The 14,937-nt window shown below is 67.5% G+C and carries 16 protein-coding genes; 11 read left to right on the top strand and 5 right to left on the bottom strand.

The features are described from left to right. Nucleotides 1-26 precede the first annotated feature (26 nt). Nucleotides 27-743 (bottom strand): FadR/GntR family transcriptional regulator, encoded by a 717-nt coding sequence (locus E5S69_RS25595; RefSeq protein WP_171517257.1) that lies wholly within the window; start codon nucleotides 741-743, stop codon nucleotides 27-29. A 247-nt stretch (nucleotides 744-990) separates the two neighbouring features. Here E5S69_RS25595 and E5S69_RS25590 point away from each other — a divergent pair, with 247 nt between their 5' ends. From E5S69_RS25590 to E5S69_RS25580, 3 genes are all read left to right on the top strand, one after another. Next, entirely contained in the window at nucleotides 991-1,878 is an 888-nt protein-coding gene (locus E5S69_RS25590; protein ID WP_171517256.1) for a flagellar brake protein, read from the top strand. Nucleotides 1,879-1,967: 89 nt separating this feature from the next. Further along, nucleotides 1,968-3,080: an esterase/lipase family protein gene (locus tag E5S69_RS25585; protein ID WP_171517255.1), complete on the top strand. Its 1,113-nt coding sequence runs from the start codon at nucleotides 1,968-1,970 to the stop codon at nucleotides 3,078-3,080. Beyond that, nucleotides 3,067-4,152, top strand: a complete 1,086-nt coding sequence (locus E5S69_RS25580; RefSeq protein ID WP_272871739.1) for a lipase secretion chaperone — start codon at nucleotides 3,067-3,069, stop codon at nucleotides 4,150-4,152. Before E5S69_RS25585 ends, E5S69_RS25580 begins: the two co-directional genes overlap by 14 nt. Here the strand turns inward: E5S69_RS25580 and E5S69_RS25575 are convergent. Then, entirely contained in the window at nucleotides 4,137-5,825 is a 1,689-nt protein-coding gene (locus E5S69_RS25575; RefSeq protein ID WP_171517254.1) for an electron transfer flavoprotein-ubiquinone oxidoreductase, read from the bottom strand. The two genes, E5S69_RS25580 and E5S69_RS25575, sit on opposite strands and share 16 nt — an antisense overlap. 339 nt (nucleotides 5,826-6,164) lie before the next feature. On the opposite strand from E5S69_RS25575, the gene E5S69_RS25570 reads away from it, so the two are divergent. From E5S69_RS25570 to E5S69_RS25550, 5 genes are all read left to right on the top strand, one after another. Further along, on the top strand, nucleotides 6,165-6,950 hold the full coding sequence (locus tag E5S69_RS25570; protein WP_171517253.1) for an SDR family oxidoreductase: 786 nt from the start codon (nucleotides 6,165-6,167) through the stop codon (nucleotides 6,948-6,950). Nucleotides 6,951-7,218: 268 nt separating this feature from the next. Beyond that, nucleotides 7,219-7,821, top strand: a complete 603-nt coding sequence (locus tag E5S69_RS25565) for a TRAP transporter small permease (protein WP_171517252.1) — start codon at nucleotides 7,219-7,221, stop codon at nucleotides 7,819-7,821. Further along, nucleotides 7,818-9,122: a TRAP transporter large permease gene (locus tag E5S69_RS25560; RefSeq protein ID WP_171517251.1), complete on the top strand. Its 1,305-nt coding sequence runs from the start codon at nucleotides 7,818-7,820 to the stop codon at nucleotides 9,120-9,122. The genes E5S69_RS25565 and E5S69_RS25560 overlap by 4 nt, the downstream gene beginning before the upstream one ends. A 49-nt stretch (nucleotides 9,123-9,171) precedes the next feature. After that, nucleotides 9,172-10,200 (top strand): DctP family TRAP transporter solute-binding subunit, encoded by a 1,029-nt coding sequence (locus E5S69_RS25555; protein ID WP_171517250.1) that lies wholly within the window; start codon nucleotides 9,172-9,174, stop codon nucleotides 10,198-10,200. Between the two features lie 57 nt (nucleotides 10,201-10,257). Continuing rightward, the gene (locus tag E5S69_RS25550) at nucleotides 10,258-10,659 is read left to right on the top strand and encodes an acyl-CoA thioesterase (RefSeq protein ID WP_171517249.1); all 402 of its coding nucleotides are present in this window, start codon (nucleotides 10,258-10,260) and stop codon (nucleotides 10,657-10,659) included. Nucleotides 10,660-10,744: 85 nt separating this feature from the next. On the opposite strand, the gene E5S69_RS25545 is transcribed toward E5S69_RS25550, so the two are convergent. After that, complete coding sequence (locus E5S69_RS25545; protein ID WP_171517248.1) at nucleotides 10,745-11,290, bottom strand: PAS and helix-turn-helix domain-containing protein; 546 nt, start codon at nucleotides 11,288-11,290, stop codon at nucleotides 10,745-10,747. A 170-nt stretch (nucleotides 11,291-11,460) separates the two neighbouring features. Here E5S69_RS25545 and E5S69_RS25540 point away from each other — a divergent pair, with 170 nt between their 5' ends. From E5S69_RS25540 to E5S69_RS25530, 3 genes are all read left to right on the top strand, one after another. Further along, a complete protein-coding gene (locus tag E5S69_RS25540; protein ID WP_171517247.1) occupies nucleotides 11,461-12,162 on the top strand; it encodes a CoA transferase subunit A in 702 nt (233 codons plus the stop codon). Between the two features lie 12 nt (nucleotides 12,163-12,174). Further along, complete coding sequence (locus E5S69_RS25535; protein WP_171517246.1) at nucleotides 12,175-12,813, top strand: CoA transferase subunit B; 639 nt, start codon at nucleotides 12,175-12,177, stop codon at nucleotides 12,811-12,813. Between the two features lie 202 nt (nucleotides 12,814-13,015). Then, nucleotides 13,016-13,396: a putative zinc-binding protein gene (locus tag E5S69_RS25530; protein WP_171517245.1), complete on the top strand. Its 381-nt coding sequence runs from the start codon at nucleotides 13,016-13,018 to the stop codon at nucleotides 13,394-13,396. Between the two features lie 42 nt (nucleotides 13,397-13,438). Here the strand turns inward: E5S69_RS25530 and E5S69_RS25525 are convergent, their stop codons facing one another. Beyond that, a complete protein-coding gene (locus E5S69_RS25525; RefSeq protein ID WP_171517244.1) occupies nucleotides 13,439-13,927 on the bottom strand; it encodes a DUF411 domain-containing protein in 489 nt (162 codons plus the stop codon). A 23-nt stretch (nucleotides 13,928-13,950) separates the two neighbouring features. Beyond that, on the bottom strand, nucleotides 13,951-14,727 hold the full coding sequence (locus E5S69_RS25520; RefSeq protein ID WP_171517243.1) for a 3-hydroxybutyrate dehydrogenase: 777 nt from the start codon (nucleotides 14,725-14,727) through the stop codon (nucleotides 13,951-13,953). Nucleotides 14,728-14,937 lie beyond the last annotated feature (210 nt).

The following is a 14,937-nucleotide window of genomic DNA, read 5'->3' as shown; positions in this document are numbered from 1 at the left end:
CTGCAGGGGTCTCGATGAATCGGGGCTCAGGCCGGCAGGCCCAGGCGCGTGGCGGCCGCCGCGAGGTGTTGCTGCGCGGCGTGGCGCGCGGCCGTGGCGTCGCCGGCGGCAATGGCCGCGGCCAGCGCGGCATGCTCGTGGTCGGCGGCGCGCGGGGCGCCGGTGGCGGCGCTCAGCCGGGCGGTGTTCTCCCACGCGCGCTGGCGCGCGGCCAGCATCTGCTGGCCGACGAAATCCGTCAGGCCGGTAAAGCAGGGGTTGTGCGCGGCTTCGGCAATGGCATGGTGGAACGCCATGTCGGCGGCGGCGGCGCTGGCCATGTCGCCGTGCCCGTCGGCCTGCGCCTGCATCGCCGCCAGCGCGGCGCCGATGGCCTCGACGTCGGCGGCGGTGCGCCGCTGCGCCGCCATCTCGGCGCAGGCGGTTTCGACCACGCGGCGCAGCTCGAACAACTGGGCCAGCGTCGGGCCGCCGTCGGGCGCGCTGGCGACGCGCCAGGCCTGGCCCCCCGGCGTCTCGGACACATAGGCGCCGGAGCCCTTGCGCGTGACCAGCACGCCGTCGGCCTTCAACTGGGCGATGGCCTCGCGCACGATGGGGCGGCTGACGCCGAAGCCATCGGCCAGGGCGGACTCGGCCGGCAGGCGCGCGCCCGCGCCGTAGCGGCCGGCAAGGATGTCGTCATGCAGGGTCTGCGCGATACGGGTGGCAAGCGAAGCCGGGCGGGGCAGGAGCGTGTTCATGTATTCAATATGTCAGGCTGTCTGACAGCTTTGCGCCATTCTGACCGCAGTTTTGCCGCGCGTCAAGCTTGCCGCAAGTAATCTATGCTACACATACGGCTTCGGCGTCCATCGTGTCGGACTAAACTTCGGCGCGCGCACGCCGATAGAAGCCCAATACAGGTGGCGGAGCCCGTGCCTGAGATTTCCGCCGTCCCGGGCTCGCCGTGCCCCTGGGCGTTCATGCCCGGGCCAACTGCAAACAGCCATGATCCAGCTCACCCCTAACGATCTTCCCGTCGGCCACCCGCTGCCCTGGTCATTGCTAGATGGCGAGGGCAACCTGGTGCTTGGCAGCGGCAACATCATTCCCGATGCGCGCGACCTGGCGCTGGTGTTCCGCCACGGCACGGTCTGCCGCGACGAAGGCGGCGATGATGCCGCCGACGTACTGCGACCGAATCCGGGGCCGCTCGGCTTGCAGGTCGGCACGCTGCTGCATGTCAAGCTTGACGGTGCCGCCACGCGTGCGGCGGCCAGCCGCCTGATCGGCTTTATCGAGCACGGCCTCTTTGTCACCTGGCCGCAACTGGGCGGACGCGACTTGCCGTTGCAGGCCGGTGACTCGGTGCTGCTGCGTGGCTTTTCGGGGCACGCCATCCACAGCTTTACCTCGACGATCACCGCCGTATGCCGCAGCCCGTTCCGCTACCTGGTGCTGTCGGCGCCGGAGCGTGAGCACGCCATGCCAGTGCGCAAGGCGGCGCGGGTGCCGACCCGCCTGGCCGCCTACCTGGCCGAACCCGGCGATGACGACGGCATCGACCGCAGCGTGCCGCGCTTGTCGCTGCTGTCAGACCTCAGCACCGGTGGCGCGCTGGTGCAGACCACCTCCCCGGCCCCCGCGCCAGGCAGCCGCGTGCGGCTGCGCTTCAATCTGCGTACCGCATCGCTGGACAGCGAGGTGGTGATCGATGGCTGGGTCCGCGCCGCGCCGTCCGGCGCAGCCGGCGACGATGCCGAGTTCCCGGCGTTCGGCGTGGCCTTCGACGTGCTGGCCGAGCGCGAGCTGACGCTGCTGCAGTGCTACATCTACGAACAACTGCTTGCCACCACCCGCATGCCCGTGCAACCCGCTGCTGTAGCGGCCGTTTAGAGGGAATCCGCTAATGTTTTGATTGTCTCCCCGGATCGGGCCGTCTTTACTGCTTCCAACATAAAAAGACCCACCACCGAGGAGACCAGATGGAGCATGGCGGACACCACCCGTGCGGGCCACGCGCGCTTGTGGCCGGCGCACAGCAGACCCGCAACCTGCTGTGCAGACTTGCAGGCACCGCCTCGGCGCTGGCCGCGGCGGCCATGCTGGCACAGCCAGCGCCCGCCGCCGCCGCGGACGGCGACTACGCCCGCACGCGCTACCCGATCGTGCTGGTCCACGGCCTGACCGGCGCGGCGAAGATGGCCGGCGTGCTCGACTACTGGTATGGCATCCCCGAAGTGCTGCGGACCCACGGCGCCCAGGTCTACGTGGCCACGGTGCCGTCGTTCAACAGCGATGCCGAGCGCGCGCTGGCGCTGCAGGCCTATGTGCGCGCGGTCAAGCTGGACAGCGGTGCCGACAAGGTCAACCTGATCGGCCATAGCCAGGGCGGGCCCACCGCGCGCATGCTGGCGGCGATGTCGCCGCAGGACGTGGCCTCGGTCACCACCATCGGCAGCCCGCACCGCGGCAGCGAAGTGGCCGACACCGTGCTCGAGCTGATCAGCGGCATCGGCAATATCCCGATCGCCGGCCCGGTCCTGGTCAGCATCATCCAGGGCGTGTTCGATACGGTCGGCTGGTTCAACGGCATCAGCAACGGGCAGGCGCTGGACCAGGATGCGCTGGCCTCGCTCGAGAGCCTGACCACGCGCGGCGCCGCCGAACAGAACGCGCGGCTCGATGCCACGCTGGCGCCGGGCACGAAATCGGCGCTGGGCCCGGATTGCAGCACCGCCGGCGCGGTGTCGGAGCAGCGCCAGGCACGCGATGCCGCGGGCAACCTGGTCACCCACACCCAGGCCGCCTATTCGTGGACCGGGCAGGGCGGGCCGCTTAGCCTGCTGCGCTCCAACCTGCTCGATCCGTCGACCGTGATGATGTCGACCTCGGCGGGACTGATGGCGTTGAAGGGCGCTGGCCCGAACGACGGCCTGGTTTCGGTGTGCAGCAGCAAGTGGGGGCGGGTGCTGGCCACCGGCTATTACTGGAACCATCTCGACGAGGTCAACCAGATGGCCGGGCTGTACCAGGATGCCGATCCGCGCACGGTCATCCTTCAACACGCCAACCGGCTACGCAATGACCAGCTCTGAGCGTGCGCCGCGGCTCTGGCTGGCCTTGCTGCCGGCCGGCGCCGCGGCGGCCGCGGTGTACGTTCTGACGTCGCCGTCGGGCCAGCCACCAGTGCCGCCGCGTCCGGCAGCGGTCGTCGCCGCGCATCCGGCCGCGCCGCCAGTGGAGGCCGTGCCCGCCGGCGTTCCCGCGTGGCCATCGCTGTCCGGCGTGGAGATGCCGGCGGGTCCCGAAATCGATGCCGCGGGCAACCTGCGGCTGACGCGCGCGCTGCGCACTTACTTCGACTATTTTCTCAGCGCGCGCCACGACGCCGGCGGCATCGATGCGCTCGAGCCGCTGGTGCATGACGACATCCGCCGCCGCGTGCCGCAGCCCGCGGCCGGGCAGGCCTGGCAACTGTGGCGGCGCTACGTGGCGTATCTGGCTGAAGTACGGCCACAGGCCGCGCACAAGCCGCTGGCTGATGCGGGCGGGACACTCGATGCGCAGCAGCTGGAGCAGCTGCGCGCGCTGCTGGCGCAGCGCAATGCGGCGCGGCAGCGCTGGCTGCCCGAGGTCGCGCAGGCCTGGTTCGGCGACGAGCAGGCCTACGACGAGGCCATGCTGGCGCGCCTCGAGATCGCCGCGCAGCCCGGCCTGGCTGACGCGCAGCGCCGGCAACGGCTGGCTGATCTCGACGCCACGCTGCCCGAGCCCGTGCGCGCGGCGCGGGAAGCCAGCGCGCGCCCGCAGGCGATCAGCGCCACCATCGCCGACCTGCAGGCAGCCGGGCGCAGCGCTACCAGCAGCAGGCGCAGGCCGAGCAATCGTGGCAACAGCGCTACGACGATTACGCCGCGCGCCGGGCCCAGCTCGAGGCTTTTCCGGGGCTGTCCGCCCAGGACCGGCGCCAGCAGCTCGACCTGCTGCGCAGCCAGGCCTTCGCCAGCCGCAGCGAGGCGCTGCAGGCCGAGGTGGTCGACCAGGCGATGGCGGCGCGGCGGCGGGCGCGCTGACGAACGCCGCCGCTGCAAAAAAAACGGCACCGGGGATCCGGTGCCGTCTTCGCTAGCCAGCGCGCTCGCGCGGCCGGCTTACATGCCGACGTAGTTCGGGCCGCCGCCGCCTTCCGGCGTTACCCAGACGATGTTCTGGGTCGGGTCCTTGATGTCGCAAGTCTTGCAGTGCACGCAATTCTGCGCGTTGATCTGCAGCCGCTCCTTGCCGGAGGCCTCGTCCTGCACGAACTCATACACGCCGGCCGGGCAGTAGCGCGACTCGGGGCCGGCGTACTTGTCCCAGTTGATGTTGACCGGCACGCTGGCGTCCTTGAGCGTCAGGTGCGCCGGTTGGTTTTCTTCATGGTTGGTATTGCTGATGAAGACCGAGCTGAGGCGGTCGAAGGTCAGCTTGCCGTCCGGCTTCGGGTAATCGATCTTCTGGCACTCGGCCGCCGGCTTGAGATAGACATGGTCTGGCTTGACGCGATGGATGGTCCAGGGCGGGTTGCGGATGCCCAGCTTGGGCAGCAGCCATTGCTCGATGCCGGTCATCAGCGTGGCGGTGGTGCGGCCCTTCTTGAACCACTGCTTGAAGTTCTTGGCCTGCAGCAGCTCCTTGTACAGCCAGCTCTGCTCGAACGCGGCCGGGTAGGCGCTCAGCTCGTCGTGCTGGCGGCCGGCCTGCAGCGCGTCATAGGCGGCTTCGGCGGCCAGCATGCCGGTCTTGATGGCGGCGTGGCTGCCCTTGATGCGCGACGCATTCAGGTAGCCAGCATCGCAGCCGACCAGCGCGCCGCCCGGGAACACGGTCTTGGGCAGCGAAAGCAGGCCGCCGGCGGTGATGGCGCGCGCGCCGTAGGAGAGGCGCTTGCCGCCCTCGAAGTACTGGCGGATTTCCGGGTGGGTCTTGAAGCGCTGGAATTCCTCGAACGGCGACAGCCACGGGTTGGTGTAGTCCAGGCCGACCACAAAGCCGACCGCGACCTTGTTGTCTTCCATGTGGTACAGGAACGAGCCGCCGTAGGTGGCAGGGTCCAGTGGCCAGCCGGCGGTGTGCACCACCAGGCCGGGCTTGTGCTTGGCCGGGTCGATCTCCCACAGTTCCTTCAGGCCGATGCCGTAGCTCTGCGGGTCCTTGCCGGTGTCGAGGCCGAATTTCTCGATCAGCTGCTTGCCCAGGTGGCCGCGCGCGCCTTCGGCGAAGATGGTGTACTTGGCATGCAGCTCCATGCCCAGCTGGAAGTTCTCGGTGGGCTCGCCTTCCTTGTTGATGCCCATATTGCCGGTGGCCACGCCCTTGACCGACCCGTCTTCGTTGTAGAGCACTTCGGCGGCGGGGAAGCCCGGGAAGATTTCCACGCCCAGCGCCTCGGCCTGCTGGCCCAGCCAGCGCACGAAGTTCGACAGGCTGACGATGTAGTTGCCTTCGTTGTGGAAGCACTCGGGCAGCAGGGCGTTGGGGGTTCCCTTGGAACCGCTTTCGTTCAGGAACAGGAACTTGTCTTCGGTGACCGCCTGGTTCAGCGGCGCACCCAGTTCCTTCCAGTTCGGGATCAGCTCATTGAGGGCGCGCGGATCCATGATGGCGCCCGACAGGATATGCGCGCCGGGCTCGGAGCCCTTTTCCAGCACGCACACGTTGACGTCGGCGCCTTTCTCCTGCGCGAGTTGCTTCAGGCGGATGGCCGTGGCCAGGCCGGCGGGGCCGCCGCCGACGATGACCACGTCGTATTCCATGGCTTCGCGCGGGCCGAACTGTTCCAGGAGCTGTTGCTGATCCATTGTCTCTAACCCTCTGTTTCTTTGCTGCTAGCTGGCAATTGTGGGAAATGCGGTGATCGTTGTGCTGAGAACCGGGCCTAGGAGCGGCGCGGACCCGTCCGGGGCGCCACGCGCAATTGGCGGACTTTCGGCAGGGAAGGGCGCTGGAACGGTGCCTGAAAACGGGCGTATCGCGCGTTTTCCCTCTTTCCCTTTGCGGGCCAAGTTCTTAGAATCTCCGGCATTGTCCGGGACTCGCCACCCACAGGCAAGGATTTTTTTGGAACGGTCGTTCTTTTTTTTGATATGCTGCCTTCTGCTCCTCGTGAGGCCAGAGGGGCTCCCGCACAAGAGGTAATCATGGGTTTGTCGATCAATCTGGAAGGCAAGGTGGCGCTGGTGACCGGCGCCTCGAGCGGGCTGGGCTCGCGTTTCGCCACGGTGCTGGCCGCCGCCGGTGCCAAGGTGGTGCTGGCCTCGCGCCGCACCGAGCGGCTCAAGGAACTGCGCGCCGCGATCGAGGCCGAGGGCGGCAGCGCCCACGTGGTGCGCCTGGACGTGACCGACCCGGACAGCATCCGCGCCGCGGTGGCGCACGCCGAGACCGAAGCCGGTGCCATCGATATCCTGGTCAACAACTCCGGCGTGTCGACCACGCAGAAGCTGACCGAGGTGGCCCCGGAAGACTTCGATTTCGTCTTCGATACCAATACCCGCGGCGCCTTTTTCGTTGCCCAGGAAGTGGCCAAGCGCATGATCGCGCGCGCCAAGGGCGCCGAGCGCAACGGCAGTCCGCTGCCGCAGGCACGCATCGTCAATATCGCCTCGGTGGCCGGGCTGAAGGTGTTGTCGCAGATCGGTGTCTATTGCATGAGCAAGGCGGCGGTGGTGCACATGACCAAGGCCATGGCGCTGGAATGGGCGCGTCATGGCATCAATACCAACGCCATCTGCCCGGGCTATATCGACACCGATATCAACCACCACCACTGGGACTCGGACGCCGGCCAGAAGCTGATCCAGATGCTGCCGCGCAAGCGCCTGGGCAAGCCCGAAGACCTCGATGGCCTGTTGCTGCTGCTGGCCTCGGACCAGTCCCAATTCATCAACGGGGCCGTGATCACCGCCGACGACGGCATGGTCTGAAGCGCCCGCACGCTGAAGAAGGGGCGCATGCCCCCCGGCATCCCGGCCGCGCGCCAAAAGCGCCCCGGGATGCCCGACGGCCAACCCTGGGCTGATCCGGTCCCCTTGGGCGCGCCGTCGTCAGCACGCATCAATATTCAGAAATTTCGTGCGTGGCAGGCCAGTCTTGGCATAATCCGCCATGTCTGCAGATTAAGTCTTTACATACAAAGCGAGAACGCCGCGGTGGCCGCATGGCCCGAGCGGCCCTGGACCGGAGGCCGGGGAGATGGAGCCACAACAACAGGCACGGCGCAACGCCGTGCCGCAACACGTCGTCGATTCCGCGGTGATCCCGCAGGCCGCCGACGAAGCGCAGGACGCTGAATTCCGGGTATCGCCCCGCCTCGAGGACTGGATTGGCGTGATCGTGATGGTGCTGCTGGTCGGCATCACCTTCGCCAACGTGGTGGTCCGCTATTTCACCGACGAGTCATTCGCCTGGACCGAGGAGTTCTCCGTCTTCCTGATGATCGTGCTGGCGCTGGTGGCCGGCAGCGCCGCGGTGGCGCGCGACCGCAATATCCGCATCGAATTCTTCTTCGAACGCGGCAGCGCCGCGCGCCAGCGGCGCCTGGCGATCCTGTCGGCGCTGGCGGTGGCGGTGATGTTTATCGCGCTGGCGGTGCTGGGCGCGCGCATCACCTGGGACGAATACACCTTCGGCGAGACTTCGCCGGGCATCGGCGTGCCGAGCTGGTGGTACTCGGTCTGGCTGCCGGTGCTGTCGGCCGGGATCGCGCTGCGCGCGCTGGCCCTGATGGCGCGCAACGTGCGCGCGCTCAAGGCGCTGCATGCCGGCAAGGCGGCACCAGCGGAGCGTGCGCCATGACGCTGGTTGCCATCATCCTGTTCGTGGTCTTTATCGGCCTGATGCTGCTGGGCGTGCCGATCGGCGTGTCGCTGGGCCTGGGCGGCCTGGTTGCAATCGGCCTGTCCAATCTCGATACCCAGATGTTCGGCCTGCTGGCCGTGCCGCAGAACTTCTACGCGGGTCTGGCCAAGTATCCGCTGCTGGCGATCCCGATGTTCGTGCTGGTGGGGTCGATCTTCGATCGTTCCGGCGTGGCGCAGCGGCTGGTGACGTTTGCCATCGCCATCGTCGGCCGTGGCCCCGGCATGCTGCCGCTGGTGGCGATCCTGGTGGCGATGTTTCTCGGCGGCATCTCCGGCTCCGGCCCGGCCAATGCGGCCGCGGTGGGCGGGGTGATGATCGCGGCGATGTCGCGCGCGGGCTATCCCGGCTCGTACAGCGCGGCGGTGGTCGGCGCGGCCGCGGCGACCGACATCCTGATTCCGCCGTCGGTGGCCTTCATCATCTACAGCGTACTGGTGCCGGGCGCGTCGGTGCCGGCGCTGTTCGCCGCCGGCATGATCCCCGGCGTGCTGGCCGGCATCGCGCTGATCGTGCCGGCGGTGTGGCTGGCGCGCAAGCACAACATGGGCGCCGCCGAGGCCGCGCTGCCGCGGCCACCGTTCTGGAAGAGCCTGCGCGAGGCCGCGTGGGGCCTGGTGGCGCCGTTCCTGATCCTGGGCGGCATGCGCGCCGGCTGGTTCACGCCGACCGAGGCCGCCGTGGTGGCGGTGGTCTATGGCCTGTTCGTCGGCATGGTGGTGTACCGCAGCATCGGCCTGCGCGACCTGTTCACGATCTTCCAGGAAGCGGCCGAGACCTCGGCCGTGATCCTGCTGGTGGTGGCGCTGGCCGGCATCTTCGCCTATGCGCTGTCGACGCTGGGCGTGATCGACCCGCTGGCGCAGGCGATTGCCACCTCCGGCCTGGGCGAATATGGCGTGCTGGCGCTGATCGTGCTGCTGCTGATGACGGTGGGCATGTTCCTCGACGGCATCTCGATCTTCCTGATCTTCGTGCCGCTGCTGCTGCCGATCGCCAATGCCTTCCACTGGAACCCGGTGTGGTTCGGCGTGGTGCTGACGCTGAAGGTGGCACTGGGCCAGTTCACGCCGCCGCTGGCGGTCAACCTGATGGTGTCGTGCCGGATCGCCCGGGTGCGCATGGAAGAGACCGTGCCCTGGGTGATCTGGATGCTGCTGGCGATGTTTATCGCCATGCTGATGGTGCTGGCCTATCCGCCGCTGGCGACGTGGCTGCCTGACTACCTTGGCTACTGATGTTCCGCATGCACAAACAAGAATTGATGCTTTCCCGAGAGGAGATGAAATGAAACGTCGTGCCCTGATGCTCGCAACGGCTGCCGCCATGGCCGCTTCCGCCTTCGCCCCCGCCGGCGCGATGGCCCAGACCTACAAGTCCGAATACAAGATGTCGCTGGTGCTCGGCCCGGCCTTCCCGTGGGGCAAGGGCGGCGAGATCTGGGCCGACCTGGTCAAGCAACGCACCAACGGCCGCATCAATATCAAGCTGTACCCGGGCACCTCGCTGGTGGCCGGCGACCAGACCCGCGAATTCTCGGCGATCCGCCAGGGCGTGATCGACATGGCGGTGGGCTCTACCATCAACTGGTCGCCGCAGGTCAAGGAACTGAACCTGTTCTCGCTGCCGTTCCTGATGCCCGACTACAAGGCGCTCGACGCGCTCACGCAGGGCGAGGTCGGCAAGTCGATCTTCGCCACGCTGGAGAAGGCCGGCGTGGTGCCGCTGGCCTGGGGCGAAAACGGCTTCCGCGAGGTGTCGAATTCCAAGCGCGAGATCCGCAAGCCGGAAGACCTCAAGGGCATGAAGCTCCGTGTGGTCGGTTCGCCGCTGTATATCGAGACCTTCAACGCGCTCGGCGCCAACCCGACCCAGATGAGCTGGGCCGACGCGCAGCCGGCGATGGCCTCGGGCGCGGTCGACGGCCAGGAGAACCCGCAGTCGGTGTTCGCCGCCGCCAAGCTGTACACGGTGGGCCAGAAGTTCGTCACCACCTGGGGCTACGTGGCCGATCCGCTGATCTTCGTGGTCAACAAGCAGATCTGGGAAAGCTGGACCCCGGCCGACCGCGAGATCGTCAAGCAGGCCGCCATCGACGCCGGCAAGCAGGAAATCGCGCTGGCCCGCAAGGGCCTGGCCGAGGCCGGCGCGCCCGCGTGGAAGGACATGGAAGCGCACGGCGTCAAGGTCACGCACCTGACCCCGGCCGAGCATGACGCCTTCCGCAAGGCCACCGCCAAGGTCTACGACAAGTGGAAGAAGCAGATCGGCACCGACCTGGTGACCAAGGCTGAAGGCGCGATCGCCAAGCGCTGAGCCAGATCATGAAGCAGGCCCGCCGGATTTGGCGGGCCTGTTGCCTTGGAGGCTGAGATGAAACACGTCTATACGGCGGTCATGCCGATCCGCTGGGGCGACATGGATGCGATGGGCCATGTCAACAACACCGTCTATTTCCAGTACCTGGAGCAGGCGCGCATCGAGTGGTTCGCGTCGCTGGGGCGCGGCGGCAAGGATGCGAACGGGCAGGGGCCGGTCATCATCAATGCGCATATGACTTTCCTGAAGCAGCTGCGCTATCCGGGTGAGATCGAGTGCCGGGTCTATGCCGGACAGCTGGGGCGCACCAGCTTCGAGACGCGCATGGAAATCTGCCGCACCGACATGCCCGATGTGGTGTGGGCCGAGGGTGGGGCCAAGGTGGTGTGGTGCGATTACGCGCTGGAGAAATCGGTGCCGGTGCCGGCGGAGATCCGGGAGGTCGTCGAAGGCTAACGAGCTGCCGAGGGTTTGCTCCCCTCTCCCCCGGCCCCTCTCCCGCAAGCGGGAGAGGAGAGCAAACCGAGGGGATTTTGCTGTCTCAGTGGTGCACCAACCGCTGCACCAGGTCCACCGACGTACTCGCCCCATACTTCTTCATCAACCGCGCCCGATAGATATCGACCGTGCGCGGGCTGATCGCCAGCAGCTTGCCGATCTGCTTGCTGGTCTTGCCTTCCACCAGCTGCGCCGCGATCTCGCGTTCGCGCGCGGTCAGTTCGGCGGTGACCTGGCGCTTCTGCGACAGGTCCTCGAAGGTCCAGATCCCGGCGCCCAGCGGCTGGGTGCGTTCCAGCGCGCGGCCGGTGACGTGGCACCAGAACAATTCCCCGCCGGCGCGTTTCATGATGCGCTCGTCCGAATACATGCCGTGCTTGTTCATGATCGGCGCGATGCGCGCGCCGGTTCGCTCGAACTCGTCGGCGGTGGGGTAGAGCACCTGGAACGACTGGCCCAGCAGTGCCTCGCGCGTGGTGCCGAAAATGCGGCAGACCTCTTCGTTGCAGTCCTCGATCACGCGCTCGCGTGACAGCACCAGGCCCACGGGGGCGAGCTGGAAGGCAGTCTGGTAGTCGATGGCGGGCATCTGCTTATGTATTTTTACGTAATGGCGTAGCCGGCTGGGCTTGCGTATGCTGTCGGTCGGACGAGAACCGGCGCCCGTCGCCGATTGTACCGTTACAATTTCCCTGCGTCGCCCGCCGCACCACCCGCCGGCGGGGAGATCGACAGGGACTACCGAGGAAGGAGCGAAGCATGAACAAGGTCTACGCCAGCGCCGCAGAAGCGCTTGCAGGCGTCGTCCGCGACGGCCAGACGATCGCTGTGGGCGGTTTCGGCCTGTGCGGCATCCCCGAGGCGCTGATCGCCGCGCTGCGCGACAGCGGCGCCAAGCAGCTGACCTGCATCTCCAACAACGCCGGCGTTGACGGCTTCGGCCTGGGCCTGCTGCTGGCCACGCGCCAGATCCGCAAGATGATCTCGTCCTACGTGGGCGAGAACAAGGAGTTCGAGCGCCAGTACCTGGCCGGTGAGCTCGAGCTGGAATTCACGCCGCAAGGCACGCTGGCCGAAAAGCTGCGCGCCGGCGGCTCGGGCATCCCCGCTTTCTTCACCAAGACCGGGGTTGGCACCATCGTCGCCGAAGGCAAGGAAATCCGCGAATTCGACGGCGAGCAATACGTGATGGAGCGTTCGCTGACCGCCGACGTGGCGCTGGTCAAGGCCTGGAAGGCCGACAAGGCCGGCAACCTGGTGTTCCGCCGCACCGCGCGCAACTTCAACCCGATGTGCGCGATGGCGGGCAAGGTCACCGTGGCCGAGGTCGAGCAGATCGTCGAGACCGGCGAACTCGATCCGGACGAGATCCACCTGGCCGGCATCTTCGTGCAGCGCCTGGTGCTGAACGCCACCCCCGAGAAACGCATCGAGCAGCGCACCGTGCGCGCGGCCAGCTAAGGAGATCCCATCATGGCATGGACACGTGACGAAATGGCCGCGCGCGCCGCGGCCGAGCTGCAGGACGGTTTCTACGTCAACCTGGGCATCGGGCTGCCGACGCTGGTGGCCAACTGGGTGCCGGAAGGCATGGAAGTCTGGCTGCAATCCGAGAACGGCCTGCTCGGCATCGGCCCGTTCCCGACCGAGGCCGAAGTCGACGCCGACATGATCAACGCCGGCAAGCAGACCGTGACCACGCTGCCGGGCTCGTCGATCTTCTCGTCGGCCGACTCGTTCGCGATGATCCGCGGCGGCCACATCAACCTGGCGATCCTGGGCGCGATGCAGGTCAGCGAGAAGGGCGACCTGGCGAACTGGATGATCCCCGGCAAGATGGTCAAGGGCATGGGCGGCGCGATGGACCTGGTCGCCGGCGTCGGCCGCGTGGTGGTGCTGATGGAACACACCGCCAAGAAGAAGGACGGCACCGAAGACATCAAGATCCTGAAGCAGTGCAACCTGCCGCTGACCGGCGTGGGCGTGGTCAACCGCATCATCACCGACCTGGGCGTGATCGACGTGACCGCGGACGGCCTGAAGCTGGTTGAAACCGCACCGGGCGTCAGCCGCGAGGAAATCCAGGCGAAGACCGGGGCGCCGCTGCTGTAAGCAAGCGTACGGCACCGCCTGGCAGGCCCTGTGGCGCATTGCGCCACAGGGCCTTTTTCATTTGGTGTCCAGGGACCTGGCTACGCGGATCGGCCGTGCGGGCTAGCTCGACCGGCGGATGGCCCGCCCGTGCGCAACGCACTATGCTGGCCGCTTTTCGGCAGGCGTGGTCCTGCCAGCAAAAGTCCTGACGGAAGGTGCGATGCCGGCTTGCCCCACACAATCCCTGCCACTGGTGTATGCCTGCTCCGGCTGCTCCAGCGTGGCGCAACTGGCCAATGCCTGCGCGGTGCGCCTGGACCGCAGTGGCCGCGCGGAAATGTCGTGCATCAGCGGCGTGGGCGGCGGGGTGCCGGCGCTGACGCGCGTGGCCCGATCGGGCCGGCCGATCCTTGCGCTGGACGGCTGCCCGCTGGCTTGCGTGCAGGCGTGCCTGGCAAACGTGGGCGTGGTGCCGGACCGGCACCTGGTGCTGAACCGGCTGGGTGCGGTCAAGCGCCAGCACGGCGAGTGCACCGAGGGCGAGACCGAGTCGGTATGGCGGGAAGTCGAGGCGGCGCTGGAACGCCTGGCAGAGGTGTAGGGCGGGCCGGATACGCGCGCGCGTATCCGGCGGGGCGGCGCATCAGGCCGCCGGCTTGTGGTAGCGCGTGAACACCGAGGCGGCGCCGTCGGCCTTGACCAGCAGCACGTCGAAGGGATCCTTGCGCGGGCCCTGTTCCATGCCCGGCGAGCCGACCGGCATGCCTGGTACCGCCAGCCCGACCGCCTTCGGTTTGGCGGCGAGCAGCTTGCGGATATCGGCGGCCGGCACGTGCCCCTCGATTGCATAGCCACCGATGTAGCCGGTGTGGCAGGAGCCGAAGCGCTCCGGCATGCCGAAGCGCTTGCGGTAGTCGCCGGTATCCTCGACGTCATGCACCGTCACGGCGAAGCCGTTGGCGCGCAGGTGCTTGACCCATTCCTCGCAGCAGCCGCACAGCGGGCTCTTGTAGACCTCGATGACCGGGGCTTTGGCTTGCGCAAGCGCATCGGCCGCGGGCCCGAGCACGCCCGCGGCGAGCGTGCCGAGCGCCAGCGCGCCCAGGGTGCCGAGAAAACGTCGTCGTTGCATTCGTTGCTCCTGGTGGTGCCGCCTTATTGCGCGACCCAGCCGCCATCCATGTTCCAGATTGCCCCGCGCACCTGGCGGGCCGCGTCGGACGACAGGAACACGGCCAGCGCGCCCAGCTCGTCGGGCGTGACGAACTCGCCCGAGGGCTGCTTTTCCAGCACCAGTTCGCGCTTGGCCTGCTCGACCGGGATGCCTTCCTTCTGCGCGCGCGCTTCGACCTGCTTCTGCACCAGCGGCGTCAGCACCCAGCCGGGGCAGATCGCGTTGGCGGTCACGCCGGTCTGCGCGGTTTCCAGCGCGGTCACCTTGGTGAAGCCGACGATGCCGTGCTTGGCCGCCACGTAGGCCGATTTCTGTGCCGACGCCACCAGCCCGTGCGTCGAGGCCACGTTGATGATGCGGCCCCAGTTCTTCTGGCGCATGCCGGGCAGCGCAAGGCGGGTGGTGTGGAATGCCGAGGTCAGGTTGATGGCGATGATGGCGTCCCAGCGCTCGGTGGGAAAATCCTCGATCGGCGCCACATGCTGGATGCCGGCATTGTTGACCAGGATATCGGCACCGCCGAAGTCGGCCTGCGCATAGCGCATCATGTCCTCGATCTCTGCCGACTTGCTCATGTCCGCGCCGTGGTAGCCAACCCGGATGCCTTGGCCGGCCTGCGCGATTTCGGTCTTTGCGGCGTCCGCGTCACCAAAGCCGTTGACGATGATGTTGGCGCCCTGGGCAGCCAATGCCTTTGCGATGCCGAGCCCGATACCGCTGGTCGAGCCCGTCACCAGAGCGGTCTTGCCTTTGAGCATGTAAGCCTCCGTCGAGAGAAATTCCACAGGAAGGAAAGGCGGCCCGGATGGTCCGTACCGCCTGGTCTGGCTCAACCGCGCACCAGCATGTGGCGCGTGCGGTGGCGCAGACAGTGTGCTGTGGCATTGTACCCGGTGCGGCGTACAATCCAGTTTTGCTCATCCACCGGCAGCGCCGCTTTTCCGCGGTCCTGGCCGGTCCGTCAGGGA

The sequence above is a fragment of the Cupriavidus necator genome, from assembly GCF_013141915.1.
Taxonomy (GTDB): Bacteria; Pseudomonadota; Gammaproteobacteria; order Burkholderiales; family Burkholderiaceae; genus Cupriavidus; species Cupriavidus necator_B.
Note: the sequence above shows the minus strand (reverse complement) of the source record. Positions and strands in the feature narration are given on the sequence as shown.

Bases quoted from the DNA above. Each gene is read 5' to 3' on its own strand.
- E5S69_RS25530 (WP_171517245.1), top strand. From the start codon at position 13,016: ATGCCGGCTTGCCCCACACAATCCCTGCCACTGGTGTATGCCTGCTCC.
- E5S69_RS25575 (WP_171517254.1), bottom strand. From the start codon at position 5,825: ATGGATCAGCAACAGCTCCTGGAACAGTTCGGCCCGCGCGAAGCCATG.
- E5S69_RS25550 (WP_171517249.1), top strand. From the start codon at position 10,258: ATGAAACACGTCTATACGGCGGTCATGCCGATCCGCTGGGGCGACATG.
- E5S69_RS25540 (WP_171517247.1), top strand. From the start codon at position 11,461: ATGAACAAGGTCTACGCCAGCGCCGCAGAAGCGCTTGCAGGCGTCGTC.
- E5S69_RS25580 (WP_272871739.1), top strand. From the start codon at position 3,067: ATGACCAGCTCTGAGCGTGCGCCGCGGCTCTGGCTGGCCTTGCTGCCG.
- E5S69_RS25525 (WP_171517244.1), bottom strand. From the start codon at position 13,927: ATGCAACGACGACGTTTTCTCGGCACCCTGGGCGCGCTGGCGCTCGGC.
- E5S69_RS25585 (WP_171517255.1), top strand. From the start codon at position 1,968: ATGGAGCATGGCGGACACCACCCGTGCGGGCCACGCGCGCTTGTGGCC.
- E5S69_RS25545 (WP_171517248.1), bottom strand. From the start codon at position 11,290: ATGCCCGCCATCGACTACCAGACTGCCTTCCAGCTCGCCCCCGTGGGC.
- E5S69_RS25555 (WP_171517250.1), top strand. From the start codon at position 9,172: ATGAAACGTCGTGCCCTGATGCTCGCAACGGCTGCCGCCATGGCCGCT.
- E5S69_RS25565 (WP_171517252.1), top strand. From the start codon at position 7,219: ATGGAGCCACAACAACAGGCACGGCGCAACGCCGTGCCGCAACACGTC.
- E5S69_RS25595 (WP_171517257.1), bottom strand. From the start codon at position 743: ATGAACACGCTCCTGCCCCGCCCGGCTTCGCTTGCCACCCGTATCGCG.
- E5S69_RS25590 (WP_171517256.1), top strand. From the start codon at position 991: ATGATCCAGCTCACCCCTAACGATCTTCCCGTCGGCCACCCGCTGCCC.
- E5S69_RS25560 (WP_171517251.1), top strand. From the start codon at position 7,818: ATGACGCTGGTTGCCATCATCCTGTTCGTGGTCTTTATCGGCCTGATG.
- E5S69_RS25520 (WP_171517243.1), bottom strand. From the start codon at position 14,727: ATGCTCAAAGGCAAGACCGCTCTGGTGACGGGCTCGACCAGCGGTATC.
- E5S69_RS25535 (WP_171517246.1), top strand. From the start codon at position 12,175: ATGGCATGGACACGTGACGAAATGGCCGCGCGCGCCGCGGCCGAGCTG.
- E5S69_RS25570 (WP_171517253.1), top strand. From the start codon at position 6,165: ATGGGTTTGTCGATCAATCTGGAAGGCAAGGTGGCGCTGGTGACCGGC.